The organism is Rothia sp. LK2588 (genome assembly GCF_040946465.1).
Taxonomy (GTDB): Bacteria; Actinomycetota; Actinomycetes; order Actinomycetales; family Micrococcaceae; genus Rothia.
Map to the genome: position 1 here is coordinate 887,093 of NZ_JAYWLS010000001.1, position 18,777 is coordinate 905,869.

The window sequence follows — 18,777 nt, forward strand, 5'->3', positions numbered from 1 at the left end:
TGTCAGTGGGCTAATTTAATCAGTGCACCATCCCCATCTGACAATACCCCAAAGGATCACACACATGTCAGCAACTTACTCCTGGCGCGCACTGAAGGTGACCGGCGCGCTCACCGCAACCCTCGCCCTGACCACTACCGGCGCCATCACCAGTTTCGGCGTCGCCGCTGCCGCCGAAACCGTGTCGATCGCCGACGTCCAGGGCAATGGGGCGGCCTCACCGTTCAGCGGCACGACCGTGACCACCCGCGGTGTGATCACCGCTACCTACCCCACCGGCGGCCTGCGTGGCTACTTCATCCAGACCGAGGGCTCCGGTGGAGCGCAGGATGCCACCCCCGGCCAGTCGGATGGCATCTTCGTGTACTCCCCCAACACCGTCTCGAACGTAAAGATCGGCGACTATGTTGAGGTCACCGGCGCGATCTCCGAGTACTACGATCAGACCCAGATCACCGTTTCCGGCACCGCCGACCTGAAGCAGCTCAGCGACCAGCATGCACCCGTTGAGCCGATTCGTGCCGCCTTCCCCGAGGACGAGGCCGCCCGCGAGGCCGTGGAGGGCATGCTATACCTTCCTACCGGTGATATCACGGTCACCAACAACTACAGCACCAACACGTTCGGTGAGATCGGTCTGACCAATGGGGCCGAACCCCTGCGCACCGCCACCGATGTGGTGGCACCGGGTGCCGAGGCCGTAGCCTACGAGGCGAAGAACGATCAGCGGTACTTCGTGCTAGACGACGGCTCCACCGCCAACCTGACCCGCGGCGGTTCCGAGACCCCGGTCCCCTACCTCTCCGGTGACAACCCGGTGCGCACCGGCGCGGCAGTGACCTTCGACCAGCCCGTGGTTGTCAGCTTCACCCGAGACCTCTGGCGCCTGCAACCTACCCAGCAGATCACCGGCGATAACGAGTCCAGCTTCGCACCGGCTCACTGGACGAACACCCGCGAAACCGCCCCGAAGAACGTCGGTGGGGACGGCACCATCGCCAGCTTCAACGTGTTGAACTACTTCCCCACCACCGGCGATGAACTGACCGGGTGCTCGTTCTACAAAGACCGCCAGGGCAACCCGATCACGATTTCCGGCGGGTGTGCAGCCCGCGGTGCCGCCAACCAAGAGAACTTCCTGCGCCAGCAGTCCAAGATTGTCTCGGCCATCAACACCCTGAACGCCTCGGTGGTATCGCTGGAAGAAATCGAGAACTCGGTTGCTTTCGGCAAGGACCGCGACGCGGCGCTCAATAACCTCGTGGGTGCTCTCAACGCTGCCGCAGGATACGAAAAGTGGAAGGCGGTACCCTCCCCTGCCAACGTTCCCACCGGTGAAGACGTCATCCGTACCGGATTTATCTACCAACCCGACACCGTGGCGCCCGTTGGGGAGTCGACCATCCTGCAGGACCCCGCCTTCGACAACGCCCGCTACCCACTGGCGCAGCAGTTCAAACTGGCCCACGGCGACGAGAACGACCAGACCTTCCTGGCGATCGTGAACCATTTCAAGTCCAAGGGTTCGGGCACCGGCGAGGGAAATACGGACGCCGGTGACGGCCAGGGCATGTCTAACGCCTCTCGCGTGGCGCAGGCTCAGGCGCTGGCCACCTTCGCGGAACAGCAGAAGCAGATGCACGGCACCGAGAACGCGGTGTTGCTCGGCGACTTCAACTCCTACACCCAGGAAGACCCGATGCAGGTGCTCTACCAGGCGGGTTACACCGACGCCGGCACCTACTTCAGCGCAGGCCACACCTACCAGTTCGACGGCCGCGTCGGTTCCCTGGACCACGTGCTGCTCTCGGGCGCGCTACTGCCGCATGCTACCGGTGCGGACGTGTGGAACATCAACGCCTTCGAGTCGGTGGGCCTGGAGTACTCACGCTTCAATAACAACATCACGAACCTGTACCGCCCGGATGCTTTCCGTTCTTCCGATCACGACCCGGAGATCGTCGGTTTCAACCTCAAGGTAGCCAACGATGCTGCCACGCAGCCGGATCCCTCGGTGGAGCAGCCCGGTGATTCCACCGAGGCGCCTCGGGTGAAGGGCAAGAAGAACCCTCGCGGTGAGGGCAACAACGGTCGCGGCAACAAACATGTTCCTGCGCCGGGTCATGCCGGTCGCCCCGGTGAAGTACCAGGCCAGCTGAAAAAGCAGGGATAATTTTCTCTCTCGCGAAGTGCTGAGCGCGGCGGGGCGGTGTTACCGGTGACTGCGAGTTTTTCGAGGCGAAGCCGAGAAACTGTTTGAGCTTGAACCGGTGACACCGCCCCCGCCGTCTCTATCCTTCCCTGAGAGGGCACAAAAAATCCCGCCTACATTCCGTAGGCGGGATTTGATTTGTCGGGTTGACAGGATTTGAACCTGCGACCCCTTGACCCCCAGTCAAGTGCGCTACCAAGCTGCGCCACAACCCGATTGTTCCTCGAGGTTTCCCTCAAGCACTCGAATTACTATACAGCACCCTTCGGCGACTGCACAAATCGAGGCGGGGCCTACCCGGGGCGGCGTCCGTCACATCCAACGGTCGCCACCCCGAGCCGCGTCCTAGCGGCGCTTGCCCTTGCCGCCCTTCTTGCCACCGTCGCGGGCGGAATGACGCTCGGCCATCGTCCGGCGTTCACGCACGCGCATCGAGATCTCGATCGGGGTGCCGGTGAACTCGAAGGTCTCGCGCAGGCGTCGGGTGATGAAACGACGGTACCCGGGATCCAAGAAACCGGTGGTGAAGAGCACGAACTTCGGCGGACGCGACTGCACCTGGGTGCCGAAGAGAATGCGGGGCTGCTTGCCGCCGCGCAACGGGTGCGGGTGAGCCGCCACGATCTCGCCCAAGAAGGCGTTGAGGCGGCCGGTGGGGATGCGTGCGTCCCAGGAATCCAGCGCGGTCTCCAGGGCGGGCACGAGCTTGTCTTTGTGCCAGCCGGTCTTCGCCGAGATGTTCACGCGCGGCGCCCAGGCCACGTGCGCCAGGTCGCGATCGATCTCGCGCTCGAGCTGCTCACGGCGTTCCTCGTCGAGGGTGTCCCACTTGTTGAAGGCCAGCACCAGGGCGCGTCCGGAATCGACGACCTGCTGAATGATGCGCACGTCCTGCTCCGAGATCGGTTCGGAGACATCCAGCAACACCACGCACACCTCGGAACGCTCGATCGCGGTCTGCGTGCGGAGCGAGGCGTAGAAGTCGGCACCCTTGGCCATGTGCACACGGCGGCGGATACCCGCGGTGTCCACGAAGCGCCAGGGCTCCCCACCGAGTTCGACGATCTCGTCCACCGGGTCGCGAGTGGTGCCCGCCAGGTCGTTGACCACCGCGCGTTCCTCCCCCGCCAGCTTGTTCAGTAGCGAGGACTTGCCGACGTTAGGACGACCGACCAGGGCCACGCGGCGCGGCCCGCCCAGAGCCTCGGGTTCGGCGTACTGCGAGTGCTCGGGCAATACCTCGAGCACGGCGTCCAGCAGGTCGGCCAGGCCACGGCCGTGCAAACCGGAGACCGGGTACGGCTGGCCCATGCCCAGCGACCAGAGCGCGTGAATCTCAGCCTCCTGGTGCTCGGCGTCGACCTTGTTGGCGATCAGCAACAGGGGCTTGTTGATGCGGCGCAGCATCCGCACGATGGCCTCGTCGGTGTTGGAGATACCGACGATGGCATCGACGACCAGCAACACGACGTCCGCGTGTGCCACGGCGATCTCCGCCTGAGCGGCGACCTGCGCGTCGATGCCCTTGGCGTCGGCTTCCCAGCCGCCGGTATCGACCAGGGTGAAGTCTTTGCCCGACCACTCCGCTTTGTAGGAGACACGGTCGCGGGTCACGCCCGGCTTGTCTTCGACCACGGCCTCGCGGCGGCCCAGGATGCGGTTGATGATGGTAGATTTGCCGACGTTCGGTCGACCCACGATCGCCACCACAGGGTCGGCTTCGTCGTTGGATTCCTCGGCAATGTCGAAGCCCCAGGCACCCAGCAGCGCCTCGTCTTCTTCGTCGAGCTCGTAATCTTCTAGACCTGCCAACAGCGCCTGTGCGCGCTGTTCGGCGGTGTCGTCGTCGATCTCTGCTAGGCGTTCCGACACGTCGTCGGAACCTCCGTCGAGGAACTTCTCCTCGTAATCGTCGTGTGCGCCGGTGGTGTTATCGATCATGGCGTACCTCTTTCCTCATAAGTCTTTTCGTCTAAAGTGTAGCGGTGACTGACGTGCCGGGCCGCTCAGCGGTTCAGTTGCTGTTGCACGGCTGCGATGACGGCGTCAATGGTCTGCTGGAAGTCCAGTTCGGAGGAGTCCACCAGGGTGACTCCCTCGGCGGCTTCGGTGAAGTTGTTCACCTTCGAGTCGCGCTTGTCGCGCTCGGCCACCTGGTTCTGCAGCGCCGCCTGGTCCTGGGTTCCGCCCAGCTGCAAACCGCGGCGAGCCATGCGAATTTCCTCGGACGCCGTGAGCAGCACCCGCGCGTCCGCATCGGGGGCGACCACTGTGGTGATGTCGCGGCCCTCGGCCACCATGCCCTTGGGGGCTGCGGCGATGAACTGGCGCTGCAGGTCAATGAGCAGCTGCCGCACCTCGGGCACCGAGGCCACCGCCGAGACCGACTCGGAGATCCGCGGGGAACGGATATCCTCGGCGACGTCCACGCCGTTGACCGTGATCTCTTCGCGATCCGGGGAGGTGCCGATGTGCAGCGGGAAATCCTGGGCGGCGCTCACAATTGCGGACGCGTCGGTCAGGTCTATGCCCTCATTGAGTACGTGCCAGGTCAGTGCACGGTACATCGCGCCGGTATCCAGGTACTGCAAACCGAAGTGGCGGGCCACGGCCTGAGACACCGAGGACTTACCGGAACCGGAAGGTCCGTCGATGGCAATAACGATTCTCTCGCTCACGAGATCATCCTTTCTTCTTAGCGAACGACCTTCCAGCCGGCGCTGGTGAGATCCTGTACAAGTTTGTCGTGTTCGTTCGGGTTCACGGCGAGCTCCGCCATGCCCACCGGTTGCCCCGGCGAGTGCTCCAGCCGCAGATCTTCGAGGTTGACTCCCAGCTCACCGATCTCGTGTAGCAGGCGCGCGATCTGGCCGGGGGTGTCGTCCACGAGCACCGTCAGGTGCGCAAAGGCGGTAGGCGAACCGCCGTGCTTGCCCGGGATGCGGGCCACGCCGGCGTTGCCCTCGCTCATCAGCTGCGCGATATCCAGGCGTGCGCCGGGTGCGGTGGGGTTCTCCAGGGTGGCGATGAGCCGTTCAAGGTCGTCGCGCACGCCGTAGAGCGTCTGCACCACGGGCTCGGCGTTGGCCGAGAGGATTTGAATCCATAGGCCCGGGTCACTGGCGGCGATGCGCACCGTATCGCGCAGCCCTTGCCCCGCCAGGCCCAACGCGTACAGCGGCGTCTCCTGCAGTCGCGAGGCGAGCAGCGAGCTCATGACCTGCGGAACGTGGGAGATTAACGCGACCGAGCGATCGTGTTCCTCCACCGAGAGGTAGGTGATGGTAGAACCCAGCTCCACGCCCAAGGTCTGCGCTAGGCGCACCGACTCTGCGCGGGCGGCGTCGTGACGGCAGATCACAAAGGGCCGCGAGGTGAACAGCTCCCCGCGGGCGGCCACGGGGCCGGACCGTTCACGGCCGGCCATCGGGTGGGTGCCCACATAGCGTGAGGCGTCCACGCCGGAGGCCAACACCTCGTGCAGGATAGGACCCTTGACGGAGGCGATGTCGATGACGGTCGCCTCGGGGAAATCCTCCAAAGCCTCGATAACCAGGGCGGCGGTGACGTCCGGCGGGGCCGCCACGACCACCAGCTGCGGCTGCTCGGTGAGCACCTTGGCCGGCTGAGTCTCGGACGACCCGTGCCGGGCGGCTTCGGCGCGCACCGAGATACCCGCACCGATGTCTTGGGCCACAGCCTCGACGGTCGGGGACACATCCGAGACGAAGACCTTCGCCCCCTGGGCGCGCAAGCCGAGACCGACCGACGCGCCCAGCAGACCGGAGCCAATGATCAGCACCGGCCCCGCAATCGCCGAAGTATTCTGCTCGCTCACGGGCTCACCTTACATATCGACAGAGGCCAGCAACTCGCCGATCTCTACCTTGGAAAGGTTGCGAATCGTGCCCTGCTTTTGCGAACCGATGCGGATCGGTCCCATCTCTACACGGACCAGCTTCTCGACGGGGTACCCCACGGCGTCGAACATGCGGCGCACGATGCGGTTCTTACCCGAGTGGATGGACACCTCGATCAGCACATGGCCGGGGGTCGAGTCGACGAGCTTGAACGTATCCACGCGGGAGACGCCGTCTTCCAGGCGCACACCCTTCTTCAGCTCGTTGCCCACGCCTGATTCCACCGGGCCGCGCACCTGCACGAGGTAGGTCTTGGGCACCTCGTAGGACGGGTGGGTCAGGCGGTTGGCCAGCTCACCGTCGTTGGTCAGCAACAGTAGCCCCTCGGTTTCCACGTCGAGGCGGCCGACGTGGAACACGCGCTGCGACATTGAGGAGCGGAGGTAGTCGTTGATGCAGGGGCGGCCGTCGGGGTCGTCCATGGTGGAGACAACGCCCTTGGGCTTGTTGAACGCCATGTAGATCAGCTTCTCGTCGGTCTGCAGGCTGATACCGTCCACGCGCACGGTGACCTCATCGGGGTTCACGCGCACGCCGAGCTCGGTGACCACCTGGTCGTTGACGGTCACGCGACCCTCTTCGATCATCTGCTCGCATACGCGGCGCGAAGCCACACCGGCACCGGCCATGAGCTTCTGCAGGCGTACCCCCTCGTGGTCATAGAAATCGTAGTGATCTACCGGGTCTGCCTTGGGGCGGCGCGGGCGGTGGGGACCGGCATAGTTCTTGTTCCGTTGCGGACGGAACTCGCCGAATTCGTTGGCGAACGGCTGACCCGACTTGAACTTCGGGCCCTTTCCGGTGCCGGGCTTGCGGGGGCCGCCGGGCTGACCGGGCTTAGCACCCTTGTTGGAGCCGCGACCCTTGAAGCCACCGCCTTTGCCGGGTGCACCGGAGCGTCCGGGGCCGGATTTTCCGCCACGGTACTCGTTGTTCTTACCGAAGCCGCGGCCAGCGCCACCGCGTCCGTGATTACCTGAGCGTCCTTGTGCCATATGTCTCTATCCTTCTCACGATCGTTATTTAAAGTCTATCGGTGTTATGTATGCAGGCCGGGAGACCTGCTGTGGTTAGGGGTTTTCGCCCGAAAGCTCGAGGTCGTCTGCCTCGGGCAGGTAGGGGGCCAAGGGCGGTAGCTCGTCCAGCGAGTTCAGCCCCAGTTTTTCCAGAAGCAGATCGGTGGTGACGTACTGCGGGGCCCGGGTCTCCGGGTCGAGACCCGCCTCTGCGATAAGCCCCCGCTTGAGGAGGGTGCGGAAGGCGGCGTCCACATTCACCCCTCGCACGCTGGCCACGTAACCGCGGGTTGCCGGCTGTTGGTAGGCCAGCACGGTCAGCGTCTCCATCACCGCCCGCGGCAATTTCTTGCTGGTCTGCCCCACGACAAACCGTGAGACCCACGGGCCGAAGTCGGCGCGGGCATAGAGCCGCCAACCGCCGGCGATGCGGCGCAACTCGAATCCGCGTGGTTCGTGAACCCGCTCGTTCTCGTCATAGCCGTTGTATTCGCGATAGAGCTCGTCGAGGGCCGCCTCGATACGCTCCTCGGAGACAATGAGAGCTGCCGAAAGCTCACGGGCGGTCACGGGACGGTCTGCCACGGCGAGGATGGCCTCGATGGCGGCACGCACTCCCCCGGGTTGCAGTTCCACGCGGGAGGTGTCTTCTCCCTCGGTCGCGTTGACCGGTTGGGACGTGGTGCTCTGAGAGTAGCTCTCCGCTTGTTGGGGGTGCGCCCAGGGATTGGCCGGGGGCTGGTCCTGCTCCGGTTCCGCGTCCGCTTCCGGCTCGGATTCCGTTGCAGGTTCTTCGTCCTCACCCGGGTTCCACGCTCCGGCGAGCAAGATTGCCAGGTCGTCGTCAGTGTAATCCGGGTTCTCGCCGGTGATATCACTCATGGTCGCCTCCCTCCGCGTCAACGGTTGCCTCGTTCTTCTCCGGCGGCACCACCGAGATATCGGTGGCACCCAGCGGATGCTCTTGGCTGGCCGTGATGTCCCCGCGACGGCACAGCTCGAGCACGGCCAGAAACCTCACCACGGCTACCTCGAACTCAGCGGCGCCGGCCAGCAGATCCGCCAACGTGCGGTGCGCTGTGTCACCCAGTTGTTCGAGGATGACCGCCTCTTGCTCGGCGATTGTCGTGAGCGGAGCGCGCAGATGCTCTGTATCGACCGTCGGGGGTTCGGGTTCCTCCGGTGCGGCGCCCAGAGCCTGAGCGGCGATGCGGGCAAATTCCTGCGCCGTGGTATCGAAGACCAGCGCCGGCAACGCCTGGGCGAACTGGGGCTCCAGCGCGACCGAACGGGCAAAGCGGTGGGATTCGTGGGCATAGCGATTGCCCAAGATCTCGGCCACCTCTTTATAGGCGCGGTATTGCAAGAGGCGGGCAAACAACAGGTCGCGGGCCTCGATGAGCGCGACGTCCTCTTCTACATCCACCGTGCCGCGCGGCAACAACCGGGCCGCCTTCAGATCTAACAGGGTAGCCGCGGTGACAAGAAAGTCACTGGCTTGATCGAGCGCGGCCGGGGTATCCCGCTCGTAGAGAGCGGAAATATAGGCCATGAATTCGTCGGTGACCTCGGCGAGCGCGATGTCGGTGATGTCTAGCTTCTTGCGGGCGATCAGCGAGAGCAGAAGATCGTAGGGCCCGCTGAAGTTCTCGAGTTGCACCCTAAAGCTGGCGGAGCGGGGCTCAACGCGCGGGGCGGGATCAGTGGTTGTCGTCGGTGCCATCACGGCAGCGTCCTTACTCGAGAGGGCGTCATTCTGTGATGACGTCGTACAGGTGTCGGCCCGCGGAACAGGCCACGAACCAGATACCTATTATCCCCGATGTCTCTGGGTAGGAGCAAGGGCTCCCCACGGTGGTTAGCTCCCCCACGCCCGTGGCCGGTGCACGCAACGGTCAGGACGCGCGGGGAGGCTAGTCGGCAATCATTAGGGAGCGCCGCCGCGGGAGATGAGCTCGCGGGCTAGCTGGCGATAGGCCTCGGCGCCGGGGTGGTTGGTGGCGTAGGAGAGAATGGGTTCGGCCGATACAGTGGCGTCGGGGAACTTCACCGTGCGCTTGATGACGGTATCGAAGACCTTGTCGCCGAAGGCGTCAATGATGCGCGCCAGCACTTCCTTGGAGTGCAGGGTGCGGGAGTCGAACATGGTGGCCAGCACACCGTCGATTTGGAGCTTGGGGTTCAGGCGGTCTTGCACCTTTTCGATCGAATCCACCAGTAGAGCCACGGCGCGCAGGGCGAAGAACTCGCAGATGAGCGGGATGATCACGCCGTGGGAGGCGGTGAGCGCGTTGACGGTGAGCAGACCCAACGAGGGCTGGCAATCGATGAGGATCACGTCGTAGTCGTTCTCGACCTTGCGCAGCGCCGAGGCCAGAACCTGTTCACGGGCGACCTCGTTCACGAGCTGAACTTCGGCGGCGGAGAGATCGATATTAGCCGGGAGCAGGTCGATGTTGTCCACGGCGGTGGAGTGAATCACGTCTTTGATATCGACTTTGCGGTCCATCATCACGTTGTAGACCGTCAGGTCAAGCTCGTGCGGGTTCGCCCCAAAGCCTGCCGAGAGCGCTCCCTGGGGGTCAAAGTCGACGAGCAGAACACGGCGTCCGCATTCGGCCAGGGCGGCACCGAGGTTGATCGTAGAGGTGGTCTTGCCCACCCCGCCCTTCTGGTTCACCATCGAGATGATGCGTGCCGGCCCGTGGGTCTGCAGGGGCGCGGGGTCGGGGTACACCTTCAGCTCGCGTCCGGTGGGACCAAGCGTGGGTTCGTGTTCAGCTGCGGTCACAGACTTCACCTTTTCACGTCAGACAAAATTTCTCTGTCTTCTAGATTACAACCTCAGGTCAAACCGCAACTGCCGCACTATCAGCGACAATGATCCGGGACGGTCCGCGTATCAGCGGAAACCGCCGATGAACGGACCGGCCCGGTCGACAGGTGATGGCTACGAACGGGTCCGGAGCACCTCGGCGAGGTCGTCGAGCACGCCGATGTCTTCGATCGTCGAGGGCACCTTGTAGTCCTCACCGTCGGCGATCTGACGCATGGTCTTGCGCAGGATCTTGCCCGAGCGAGTCTTCGGCAGCGCCTCGACCACCCGCACGTCTTTGAAGTCGGCCACCGCCCCGATATTCTCACGCACGCGAGCAACCAGCTCCCCCGCCAAGTCGGCTTCGTCGATCTCCGCCCCCGCCTTGAGCACGACGTACCCCGAGGGCTTCTGACCCTTGAGCGGATCGGAGATACCGATCACCGCACATTCGGCCACCGCGGGGTGCTCGGCCAAGACCTGCTCCATCGCGCCGGTGGAAAGCCGGTGCCCGGAGACGTTAATGACGTCGTCGGTGCGCCCCATGACGAACACGTAACCCTCGTCATCGATATATCCGGAATCTCCCGTGGCGTAGTATCCCTCGAAGGCCGCCAGATAAGAGTCGATATAGCGATCGTCGTTGCCCCAGAGCGTGGGCAGGCACCCGGGAGGCAGAGGGAGCTTAATGCAGAGGTTGCCCTCCGCGCCGGCCAGCAACGGTTCCCCCAGCGGGTCTAACACCTGCAGGTTGTATCCGGGAACCGGTACCGAGGGCGAACCCGGTTTGATCGGCATGGGTTCCAACCCGCGCAGATTCGCGCAGATTGCCCAACCGGTTTCGGTCTGCCACCAGTTGTCGACCACCGGCACGCCCAACTTCTGCCCCGCCCAGGAATAGGTTTCCGGATCGAGGCGCTCGCCGGCAACGAAGAGGGCGCGCAGGCTCGAGGTGTCGTAGCTGCCCAGCAGCTCGGCCTCTGGGTCTACTTTGCGGATGGCTCGCAGCGCGGTCGGGGCGGTGAAGAGCACCTTGGCGCGGGCGTCTTGCACCACGCGCCAGAACGCCCCGGCGTCGGGGGTACCGATGGGTTTGCCTTCGTAGATGACGGTGGTTGCACCGACCAGCAGCGGCGCGTAGATGATGTAGGAGTGCCCCACGACCCAGCCGACGTCCGAGGCCGTCCACATGACCTCACCGGGGCCAACGTCGTAGATGTTCTTCATGGACCAGTGCATCGCCACCGCATGTCCCCCGTTGTCTCGCACCACGCCCTTAGGGGTCCCGGTGGTCCCGGAGGTGTAGAGAATGTAGAGGGGGTCGGTGGCGGAAACCTCGACGGGTTCGGCCGGTTGCACACCGTCGAGGACCTCATCCCAGCTCGTCCACCGGACGCCGGTGCTGGCCTGGTGCGCGCGCTCGGCCGCGGCAGCGACGGTGTCGTCGAATCCCTCGCGTTCGTACACGATGACCGTTTCGGGGGTGGCGTTGGCCAGCGCGATCGCTTTTTCGACGGCAGGAATGTATTCGATGCGGCGGCGTGGTTCCAACCCGCCCGAGGTGGTCAGCACGACTTTCGGCTGGCAGTCGTCGATGCGGGTGGCCAGTTCATGGGGAGCGAATCCACCGAAGACGACGGAGTGAATGGCGCCGAGTCGGGCGCAGGCGAGCATGGCCACGGCGGCCTGAGGGATCATCGGGAGGTAGATGAGTACCCGATCCCCCGTGGTCACTCCTGCCGCCGCCAGCGCCCCGGCAAAGGCGGCCACGCGTTGTTGCAATGCGGCGTAGGTAATTTCTTCTCGCACGCCCTGCATCGCGGAATCGAAGATAATGGCGGGTTGTTCACCTCGACCGGCCAGAACGTGGCGATCTACCGCGTTGAAGCAGGTGTTGAGCGTACCGTCGGGAAACCATCTGTACAGCGGGGCCTGCGTCGAATCGAGCGCGGTGGTCGGCGGGTTGATCCAGTCGATGTCGGTTGCCGCGTCCAGCCAGAAACCGTGCGGGTCTTCCACGCTGCGGGTGTAGGTCTGTTGATATGAGCCGGTGTGTGCAGTCATCGGTGTCTCCTGTGGTGTAACCGGTTGAGGTTGAGAGCCAATTTAGTGTTTTAAATCACACAACACAAGACTTTGTATACAAATTTTCATTAAAACCCGCGATTATGCGAATATTTCATCAATTTCTCCAGATTTCGATTCATTGTGTATACAAAACAGCTCTCACGCTCTACAGTGTTCTACAACACAAACCACCGCCCACCACAGGAGAAAGCATGAGAGCCAGCGAGCGCGTCTATCGCACGCTGCGAGAAGAGATCATGCACGGGGTATTACCGCCCGGGCACCTCATCGCTGAGGTCGAACAGGCCGAACGCATGGGAGTATCCCGCACCCCCGTGCGAGAAGCCATCGGTCGCCTCTTAGCCGACCTGCTCGTCGAACCGAACACCGGCAGAGGCGTGGTCGTGGCCCCCATATCCATCGACAACGTCCACGACCTCTTCGAGATGCGCGAGGCCCTCGACACCGCCTGCGCCGCGCTGGCCGCCCGACGCGCCGACCCCACGGTATTTCATGACCTGGCCACCCGATTCGAGGCCGCCCACCAGCGACTCGCCACCGGGGACGCCGAGGTGCAGCATTACTACGATCTCGTCAGCGAATTAGACGCGGCCATCGACACCGCCACCGACAACCGCTACCTGCAGCAGGCCCAGGCGTCCATGCACAGCCAGCTCATCAGAGTCCGCCGACTCTCCAAAACCAACACCGCGCGCCTGATGGCATCGGCCAAAGAACACGAACAAATCGCCCGAGCGATCGCCGCCGGCCAACCCGACCTGGCCAGAGCCGCCACCCTCGTCCACCTACATAACGCGCTCGCCGCGATCGACGAAGCGGCCACCGAACCCCACCACGAAGCCACAACCCCCTGAATGTCGAAGGAAGTATCATGACCGAATTGCACACCGTCCGCGTCTACGCCTCCGAAGAGAATCTCCCGCGCGAAGATCAACTGGCCTACAAAATAGCCCGGGTAGCCACCGACGACGTCGAGGTCACCGCCGAGGTCGAAGAGATGGTCATCAACCGTATTTTGGACAATGCCTCGGTGGCCATCGCCTCCCTGAACCGCGACCCCATCGTCTCGGCCCGCACGCAGGCGCTGGCGCACCGCCCCGGAGACGGCGGAACCGGCGCCACCCTCTTTGGCGTGGACGCCGCCACGAAGGTCTCCCCCGAATGGGCAGCCTGGGCCAACGGCGTGGCCGTCCGCGAGCTGGACTACCACGACACCTTCTTGGCCGCCGAGTACTCGCACCCCGGGGACAACATTCCGCCGATTCTCGCCGTCGCCCAACACGCCGGCAGCACTGGCCGCGATCTCGTGCGCGGCATCGCCACCGGATATGAAATTCAGGTGGACCTGGCCAAGGCCATCTGCCTGCACCAGCACAAGATCGACCACGTAGCCCACCTGGGCCCCTCGGCAGCAGCCGGCATCGGCACCCTGCTCGGCCTCGACACCGAGACCGTGTTCCAGGCGGTGGGCCAGGCCCTGCACACCACCACTGCCACCCGCCAGTCACGTAAGGGCGAGATCTCCACCTGGAAGGCACACGCCCCGGCCTTCGCCGGCAAGATGGCGGTCGAGGCGGTCGACCGGGCCATGCGCGGGCAGACCTCGCCGGTGCCGATCTACGAGGGCGAGGACGGCGTGATCGCCTGGATGCTCGATGGCCCCGGGGCCTCCTACGAGGTTCCGCTGCCGGCCCCCGGTGAGGCCAAGCGCGCCATCCTCGACACCTACACCAAGGAACACTCCGCCGAATACCAGGCCCAGGCCTGGATCGACCTGGCCCGCAAGCTGCACCGCGATCACCCCGAATTCGCCGACCCGACCAACGTCGAGAAGATCGTTTTGCACACCTCGCACCACACCCACTACGTGATCGGCTCCGGTGCAAACGACCCGCAGAAGTACGACCCCACCGCAACCCGCGAGACCCTCGACCACTCCATCCCCTACATCTTCACCGTCATGTTGCAAGACGGCGAATGGGATCACGTGGCCTCGTACGCCCCCGAGCGTGCACAGCGCCCAGAGACCGTAGCACTCTGGCACAAGGTCACCACCGAAGAAGACCCCGGGTGGACCCGCCGCTACCATTCACTGGACCCCGCGGAGAAGGCCTTCGGCGGTCGCGCCGAAATCACCCTGACCGACGGCACCGTCTTCGCCGAAGAGATCGCGGTGGCCGACGCGCATCCGCTGGGCGCACGTCCTTTCGGGCGAGAGCAATACATCACCAAGCTGCGCACCCTGGCCGAGGGCAAGGTATCCGAATCCGAGCTGAATCGATTCATCGATGCCGCCGAAAACTTGAGCTCTCTGGGTGCGGGAGAACTCGACGCTCTCAACGTCACCGCAGCCGTTGAATTGGAACGGGCTCAGAAGGGAATCTTCTAATGCTGTACTCATCCAAAACCGCCGCGCAGAAACGTCGCGACTTCCGGGACATGCTGGCATCGGGTAAAACCCTGCAGTTCCCCGGCGCGTTCACCCCGATCTCCGCAAGGCTGATCGAAGAGAAAAAATTCGACGGCGTCTACATCTCCGGCGCGGTGCTAGCCAATGAACTGGGTTTCCCGGACGTCGGGCTCACCACGCTCACCGAGGTGGCCCAGCGGGCCGGTCAGATCGCCAGATTGACCAATCTCCCGGCGATCGTCGATGCCGACACCGGTTTCGGCGAACCCATGAACGTCGCCCGCACTGTCCAAGAACTGGAGGAATTCGGATTATCCGGGTGCCATATCGAAGACCAGTTCAACCCCAAGCGTTGCGGGCACCTCGACAACAAGAACATCGTCGACGAAGACGTAGCCGTCAAGCGCATCCAGGCGGCCGCCCAGGCCCGGCGCGACGACAACTTTCTCATCATGGCGCGCACCGACCTGCGCGGCATCGACACCCTCGAGGCCGCCATCGATCGCATGCGAGCGCTGGTGGACGCCGGCGCCGACGCGATCTTCCCCGAAGCCCTCAAATCCCTGGACGAGTTCGAGGCCGTCCGCGCCGCCATCGACGTGCCGATCCTGGCGAACATGACCGAATTCGGCAAGTCGGCCCTCTACACCAAAGACCAGTTGGCCCAGGTCGGCGTGAACATGATCATCTACCCCGTGACCCTGCTGCGTTCCTCGCTGGGAGCGATGGAGCGCGTCCTCGACACGATCGAGCAGGACGGCACCCAGGAGGCAGCCGTGGACGAGATGTTCACCCGCGCCCGCCTCTACGACCTCGTCGACTACCAGGCCTACAACGCCTTCGACACCGGCATCTTCAACTTCGAGGTGCCCCAACGTTTTCAAGGAGAGACCAATGACTGAGAACACCGAGATTAAGAAGGGTCTAGCCGGAGTCGTCGCCGACTACACCGCCATTTCGAAGGTCAATGCCGAGACCAACTCGCTACTCTACCGCGGATACCCCGTGCAGGAGCTAGCCACGAGCGTGAAATTCGAAGAGGTCGCACTGCTGCTGTGGGACGGAGAACTACCCACCGCAGAGCGCAAGGCCGAACACGTGGCCTACGGACGAGCACACCGCACCCTGACCCCGGCGCTCAAGGCGGTCATCGACGCGCTGCCGACCGACTGCCACCCGATGGACGTCGTCCGCACCGCGGTCTCCTTACTCGGAGCCATGGACCCCATGTCCGAAGACAACTCGCCCGAGACCGAACTGAAAAAGGCCTGGGAACTGTTCGCCGTCTTACCGAGCGTGGTCTGCTACGACCAACGACGCCGCCACGGCCTCGAACCCATCGCACCGCGCGATGACCTCGATTACTCCGAGAACTTCCTCTACATGGCCTTCGGAGAGGTACCACCGGCACCCGTGCGTGACGCCTTCAACGCATCGATGGTGCTCTACGCCGAGCACTCCTTCAACGCCTCCACCTTCACCGCCCGCGCCATCACCTCCACGCTGTCCGACCTGCACTCGGCAGTCACCGGTGCCATCGGCGCGCTCAAAGGCCCCTTGCATGGCGGGGCCAACGAGGCAGTCATGCACACCTTTGACGAGATCGGATTCGACGAGAACGAGACGGAAGAGCAAGCCAAGGCCCGCGCCAAAGCCTGGATGGAGGCCGCCCTCGCAGAGAAAAAGAAGATCATGGGATTCGGTCACCGCGTCTACAAAAACGGCGACTCACGCGTTCCTACCATGCAGGACTACTTCTTCAAGATGGTCGAACACTATGGACGGCACGACATGGTGGGCCTGTACCGGGGTCTCGCCGAAGCGATGGACGAGGCCAAGTCCATCAAACCGAACCTCGACTACCCCGCCGGCCCGACCTATCACCTCATGGGCTTCGATACGCCCACGTTCACACCGATCTTCGTGTGCGCTCGCGTGGCCGGGTGGACCGCCCACATCCTGGAGCAGCGGGCCAATAACTCACTGATTAGGCCTCTCTCGGCGTACAACGGAGAGGCAGAACGCAGTGTGATCCAGTAAACTTCCTCTGCAAGCCATCCCATACTTCGAAGGAACCACTCGTGTCTTCACACACCACTGCGGGGAAGAAGCCTTTCTATAAGGACCCCACCCACATGCTGTACGTGTCGGTGATCATCGCCGTCATCCTTGGCTGTGTCATCGGCCTTGCCGCTCCCGAGGTCGGCAAAGCCCTCAAACCCATCGGTACTGGCTTCATCGCCCTCATTAAGATGATGATCGCCCCGGTGATCTTCTGCACCATCGTCATCGGTGTTGGTTCAGTGGCCAAGGCCGCCACCGTCGGCAAGGTCGGCGGCATGGCGCTGTTGTACTTCGTGATCATGTCGACCTTCGCGCTGGGCATCGGCCTGGTCGTCGGTAACCTCATCGAACCTGGTCACGACTTGCACTACCATTCCACCGGTTTCAAGGTCTCACCCGCCGATGCCCACGGTGGTGAAGAGGGCGGCACCGTCGGCTTCTTGCTGGGCATCATCCCCACCTCGTTGCTCTCCTCGCTGACCTCCGGCAACATTCTGCAGACCCTGATGGTTGCGTTGCTGGTTGGTTTCGCGTTGCAGAAGATGGGCGAGACCGGCAAACCGATCCTCAAGTTCATCACCTACATGCAGGCTCTCGTTTTCCGCCTGCTGATGATGATCATGTGGTTGGCTCCGTTGGGTGCCCTCGGTGCGATCGCCGCCGTCGTCGGCGAATCCGGAGCCAAGGCGATCGGCTCGATGTTGCTACTCATGGTGTCCTTCTACATCACCTGCATCCTGTTCATCGTGGTGATTCTGGGAACCCTGTTGAAGGTGACCACCGGTGTCAACATCTTCTCGTTGATGAAGTACCTGGCGCGCGAATACCTGCTCATCTTCTCCACTTCGTCCTCGGAGGTGGCTTTGCCCCGCCTGCTGGCGAAGATGGAGCACCTGGGTGTGTCCAAACCCGTCGTCGGTGTGGTCGTGCCCACCGGTTACTCCTTCAACCTCGACGGCACCGCGATCTACCTGACCATGGCGGCACTGTTCGTGGCCGAGGCGATGGGCACCCCGCTGATGATCGGTGAGCAGATCTCGTTGCTGCTGTTCATGATCATCGCCTCAAAGGGCGCCGCCGGCGTCTCCGGCGCAGGCATCGCTACCCTGGCGGCTGGACTGCAGTCACACCGCCCCGACCTGGTCGATGGTGTCGGTCTCATCGTCGGTATCGATCGTTTTATGTCCGAGGCCCGCGCGCTGACCAACTTCACCGGCAACGCCGTGGCGACCCTGCTCATGGGCAAGCTCGTTCACGAGATCGATATGGAACAGGTGCGTGCGGTACTCAAGGGCGAGCGTCCCTTCGACGAAGCCTCGATGGGTAGCGAGCACCTCGTCGGCGATCAGCATGTCGATCACGCGGTGGCTCTGAAGTCCCCCACCAAGCAGATGCCGGTGGTTGACCAGAAGCCGCAAACCAACGTCCACGTTGAGGGATAGCACGGACCGCTGACCCCTGGCATGTAAAAGGCGCCCCGGATTTCCGGGGCGCCTTTGTGCTGCGGCGTGAAAGGGGTTCGCCAGCGTTGACAGGCGCCTCACCGCGCCACAGTCGATCTAGGCCTGTTCGGCGAAATAATCTCGAGACGCGGCGAGATACTCCCGCAGTTCCTCCTGAGCCAGGGCGGTCTCACCGGCCTCCACCAGGTTCATCAAACGCTCATTGCGATCCACGAACGCACCGTGGAAACTGGGCATCGTCACCTTGGCGAAGAACAACAGGCGCATCTCCGCCAAGACGGCCGACATCAGCTTGATGAGCCGCGGGCTTTCGCTAGCGGCCACGATTACCCGGTGAAACTCCTGATTGGCCAGAGCCATCTCGCTGACAGAACCGTTCTCTCGCGCCCGCTTCGCCCAGTCGATGATGTCGTGAAGCTCCTGTCGGCGCCCGGACGCGGCCAGCTCAATAGCCGTCGATTCCAGGGCCAAACGCACGGTGAACAGCTCCCCGATCGCGATGGCGTCCGGTGACTTGACGAACACCCCGCGGTTGGGGATCTGCTCCACCAGATTCTCTGCAGCCAACACCATAAACGCCTGGCGTAGAGTGTTGCGCGAAATATCGAGGGTCTCAGCGAGACGTGACTCAACCAATTTCGATCCGGGCACCAGGGCACCGTCGTTCATGGCACGACGGAGCACCGCCGCCGTCCACGCGGTGGCGTGGGCGTGCGCGGGTGCGGGTGTGCGTTCGATAACGTCTTGCAGAGAGACGACGGTGGGTATGTGTGAGGTCTCCGGATTCAT

At 63.5% G+C, this 18,777-nt stretch carries 15 protein-coding genes and 1 tRNA gene; 6 read left to right on the top strand and 10 right to left on the bottom strand.

Annotated elements, in window-relative coordinates:
* Positions 1–64: 64 nt before the first annotated feature.
* Positions 65–2,173, top strand: coding sequence for an ExeM/NucH family extracellular endonuclease (locus tag VVR12_RS04140; protein WP_368549886.1), 2,109 nt, complete (start codon positions 65–67; stop codon positions 2,171–2,173).
* Positions 2,174–2,353: 180 nt separating this feature from the next.
* On the opposite strand, the gene VVR12_RS04145 is transcribed toward VVR12_RS04140, so the two are convergent.
* From VVR12_RS04145 to VVR12_RS04185, 9 genes are all read right to left on the bottom strand, one after another.
* Positions 2,354–2,427: transfer RNA gene (locus VVR12_RS04145), tRNA-Pro, on the bottom strand.
* Positions 2,428–2,557: 130 nt separating this feature from the next.
* A complete protein-coding gene (gene der / locus VVR12_RS04150) occupies positions 2,558–4,153 on the bottom strand; it encodes a ribosome biogenesis GTPase Der (protein ID WP_368549887.1) in 1,596 nt (531 codons plus the stop codon).
* A 65-nt stretch (positions 4,154–4,218) separates the two neighbouring features.
* Positions 4,219–4,890, bottom strand: coding sequence for a (d)CMP kinase (cmk, locus tag VVR12_RS04155; protein WP_368549888.1), 672 nt, complete (start codon positions 4,888–4,890; stop codon positions 4,219–4,221).
* Between the two features lie 17 nt (positions 4,891–4,907).
* Complete coding sequence (locus tag VVR12_RS04160; protein WP_368549889.1) at positions 4,908–6,050, bottom strand: prephenate dehydrogenase; 1,143 nt, start codon at positions 6,048–6,050, stop codon at positions 4,908–4,910.
* 9 nt (positions 6,051–6,059) lie between these two features.
* Positions 6,060–7,127 carry a pseudouridine synthase gene (locus tag VVR12_RS04165; protein WP_368549890.1) on the bottom strand — a complete coding sequence of 356 codons (1,068 nt, stop codon included), beginning with the start codon at positions 7,125–7,127 and terminating at the stop codon, positions 6,060–6,062.
* Positions 7,128–7,202: 75 nt separating this feature from the next.
* Positions 7,203–8,030, bottom strand: coding sequence for an SMC-Scp complex subunit ScpB (locus VVR12_RS04170; protein ID WP_368549891.1), 828 nt, complete (start codon positions 8,028–8,030; stop codon positions 7,203–7,205).
* On the bottom strand, positions 8,023–8,871 hold the full coding sequence (locus tag VVR12_RS04175) for a ScpA family protein (protein ID WP_368549892.1): 849 nt from the start codon (positions 8,869–8,871) through the stop codon (positions 8,023–8,025). The genes VVR12_RS04170 and VVR12_RS04175 overlap by 8 nt, the downstream gene beginning before the upstream one ends.
* A 204-nt stretch (positions 8,872–9,075) precedes the next feature.
* Positions 9,076–9,939 (bottom strand): ParA family protein, encoded by an 864-nt coding sequence (locus tag VVR12_RS04180; RefSeq protein ID WP_368549893.1) that lies wholly within the window; start codon positions 9,937–9,939, stop codon positions 9,076–9,078.
* Between the two features lie 159 nt (positions 9,940–10,098).
* Complete coding sequence (locus VVR12_RS04185; protein WP_368549894.1) at positions 10,099–12,027, bottom strand: AMP-binding protein; 1,929 nt, start codon at positions 12,025–12,027, stop codon at positions 10,099–10,101.
* A gap of 215 nt (positions 12,028–12,242) precedes the next feature.
* Between VVR12_RS04185 and VVR12_RS04190 the strand changes: the two genes are divergently transcribed.
* From VVR12_RS04190 to VVR12_RS04210, 5 genes are all read left to right on the top strand, one after another.
* Positions 12,243–12,905, top strand: a complete 663-nt coding sequence (locus VVR12_RS04190; protein WP_368549895.1) for a GntR family transcriptional regulator — start codon at positions 12,243–12,245, stop codon at positions 12,903–12,905.
* A gap of 17 nt (positions 12,906–12,922) precedes the next feature.
* The gene (locus tag VVR12_RS04195; RefSeq protein ID WP_368549896.1) at positions 12,923–14,440 is read left to right on the top strand and encodes an MmgE/PrpD family protein; all 1,518 of its coding nucleotides are present in this window, start codon (positions 12,923–12,925) and stop codon (positions 14,438–14,440) included.
* On the top strand, positions 14,440–15,363 hold the full coding sequence (gene prpB / locus VVR12_RS04200) for a methylisocitrate lyase (protein ID WP_368549897.1): 924 nt from the start codon (positions 14,440–14,442) through the stop codon (positions 15,361–15,363). The genes VVR12_RS04195 and prpB overlap by 1 nt, the downstream gene beginning before the upstream one ends.
* Positions 15,356–16,501, top strand: a complete 1,146-nt coding sequence (locus tag VVR12_RS04205; RefSeq protein ID WP_368549898.1) for a bifunctional 2-methylcitrate synthase/citrate synthase — start codon at positions 15,356–15,358, stop codon at positions 16,499–16,501. Before prpB ends, VVR12_RS04205 begins: the two co-directional genes overlap by 8 nt.
* Before the next feature lie 95 nt (positions 16,502–16,596).
* Positions 16,597–17,967 carry a cation:dicarboxylate symporter family transporter gene (locus VVR12_RS04210; protein WP_368549945.1) on the top strand — a complete coding sequence of 457 codons (1,371 nt, stop codon included), beginning with the start codon at positions 16,597–16,599 and terminating at the stop codon, positions 17,965–17,967.
* Positions 17,968–18,084: 117 nt separating this feature from the next.
* On the opposite strand, the gene VVR12_RS04215 is transcribed toward VVR12_RS04210, so the two are convergent.
* The gene (locus VVR12_RS04215) at positions 18,085–18,777 is read right to left on the bottom strand and encodes a GntR family transcriptional regulator (RefSeq protein WP_368549899.1); all 693 of its coding nucleotides are present in this window, start codon (positions 18,775–18,777) and stop codon (positions 18,085–18,087) included.

Coding starts and splice junctions, on each gene's coding strand:
- VVR12_RS04190 (WP_368549895.1), top strand. CDS start 12,243: ATGAGAGCCAGCGAGCGCGTCTATCGCACGCTGCGAGAAGAGATCATG.
- der (WP_368549887.1), bottom strand. CDS start 4,153: ATGATCGATAACACCACCGGCGCACACGACGATTACGAGGAGAAGTTC.
- VVR12_RS04175 (WP_368549892.1), bottom strand. CDS start 8,871: ATGGCACCGACGACAACCACTGATCCCGCCCCGCGCGTTGAGCCCCGC.
- VVR12_RS04195 (WP_368549896.1), top strand. CDS start 12,923: ATGACCGAATTGCACACCGTCCGCGTCTACGCCTCCGAAGAGAATCTC.
- VVR12_RS04215 (WP_368549899.1), bottom strand. CDS start 18,777: ATGAATCCGGAGACCTCACACATACCCACCGTCGTCTCTCTGCAAGAC.
- VVR12_RS04185 (WP_368549894.1), bottom strand. CDS start 12,027: ATGACTGCACACACCGGCTCATATCAACAGACCTACACCCGCAGCGTG.
- VVR12_RS04170 (WP_368549891.1), bottom strand. CDS start 8,030: ATGAGTGATATCACCGGCGAGAACCCGGATTACACTGACGACGACCTG.
- VVR12_RS04210 (WP_368549945.1), top strand. CDS start 16,597: ATGCTGTACGTGTCGGTGATCATCGCCGTCATCCTTGGCTGTGTCATC.
- VVR12_RS04140 (WP_368549886.1), top strand. CDS start 65: ATGTCAGCAACTTACTCCTGGCGCGCACTGAAGGTGACCGGCGCGCTC.
- prpB (WP_368549897.1), top strand. CDS start 14,440: ATGCTGTACTCATCCAAAACCGCCGCGCAGAAACGTCGCGACTTCCGG.
- VVR12_RS04165 (WP_368549890.1), bottom strand. CDS start 7,127: ATGGCACAAGGACGCTCAGGTAATCACGGACGCGGTGGCGCTGGCCGC.
- VVR12_RS04205 (WP_368549898.1), top strand. CDS start 15,356: ATGACTGAGAACACCGAGATTAAGAAGGGTCTAGCCGGAGTCGTCGCC.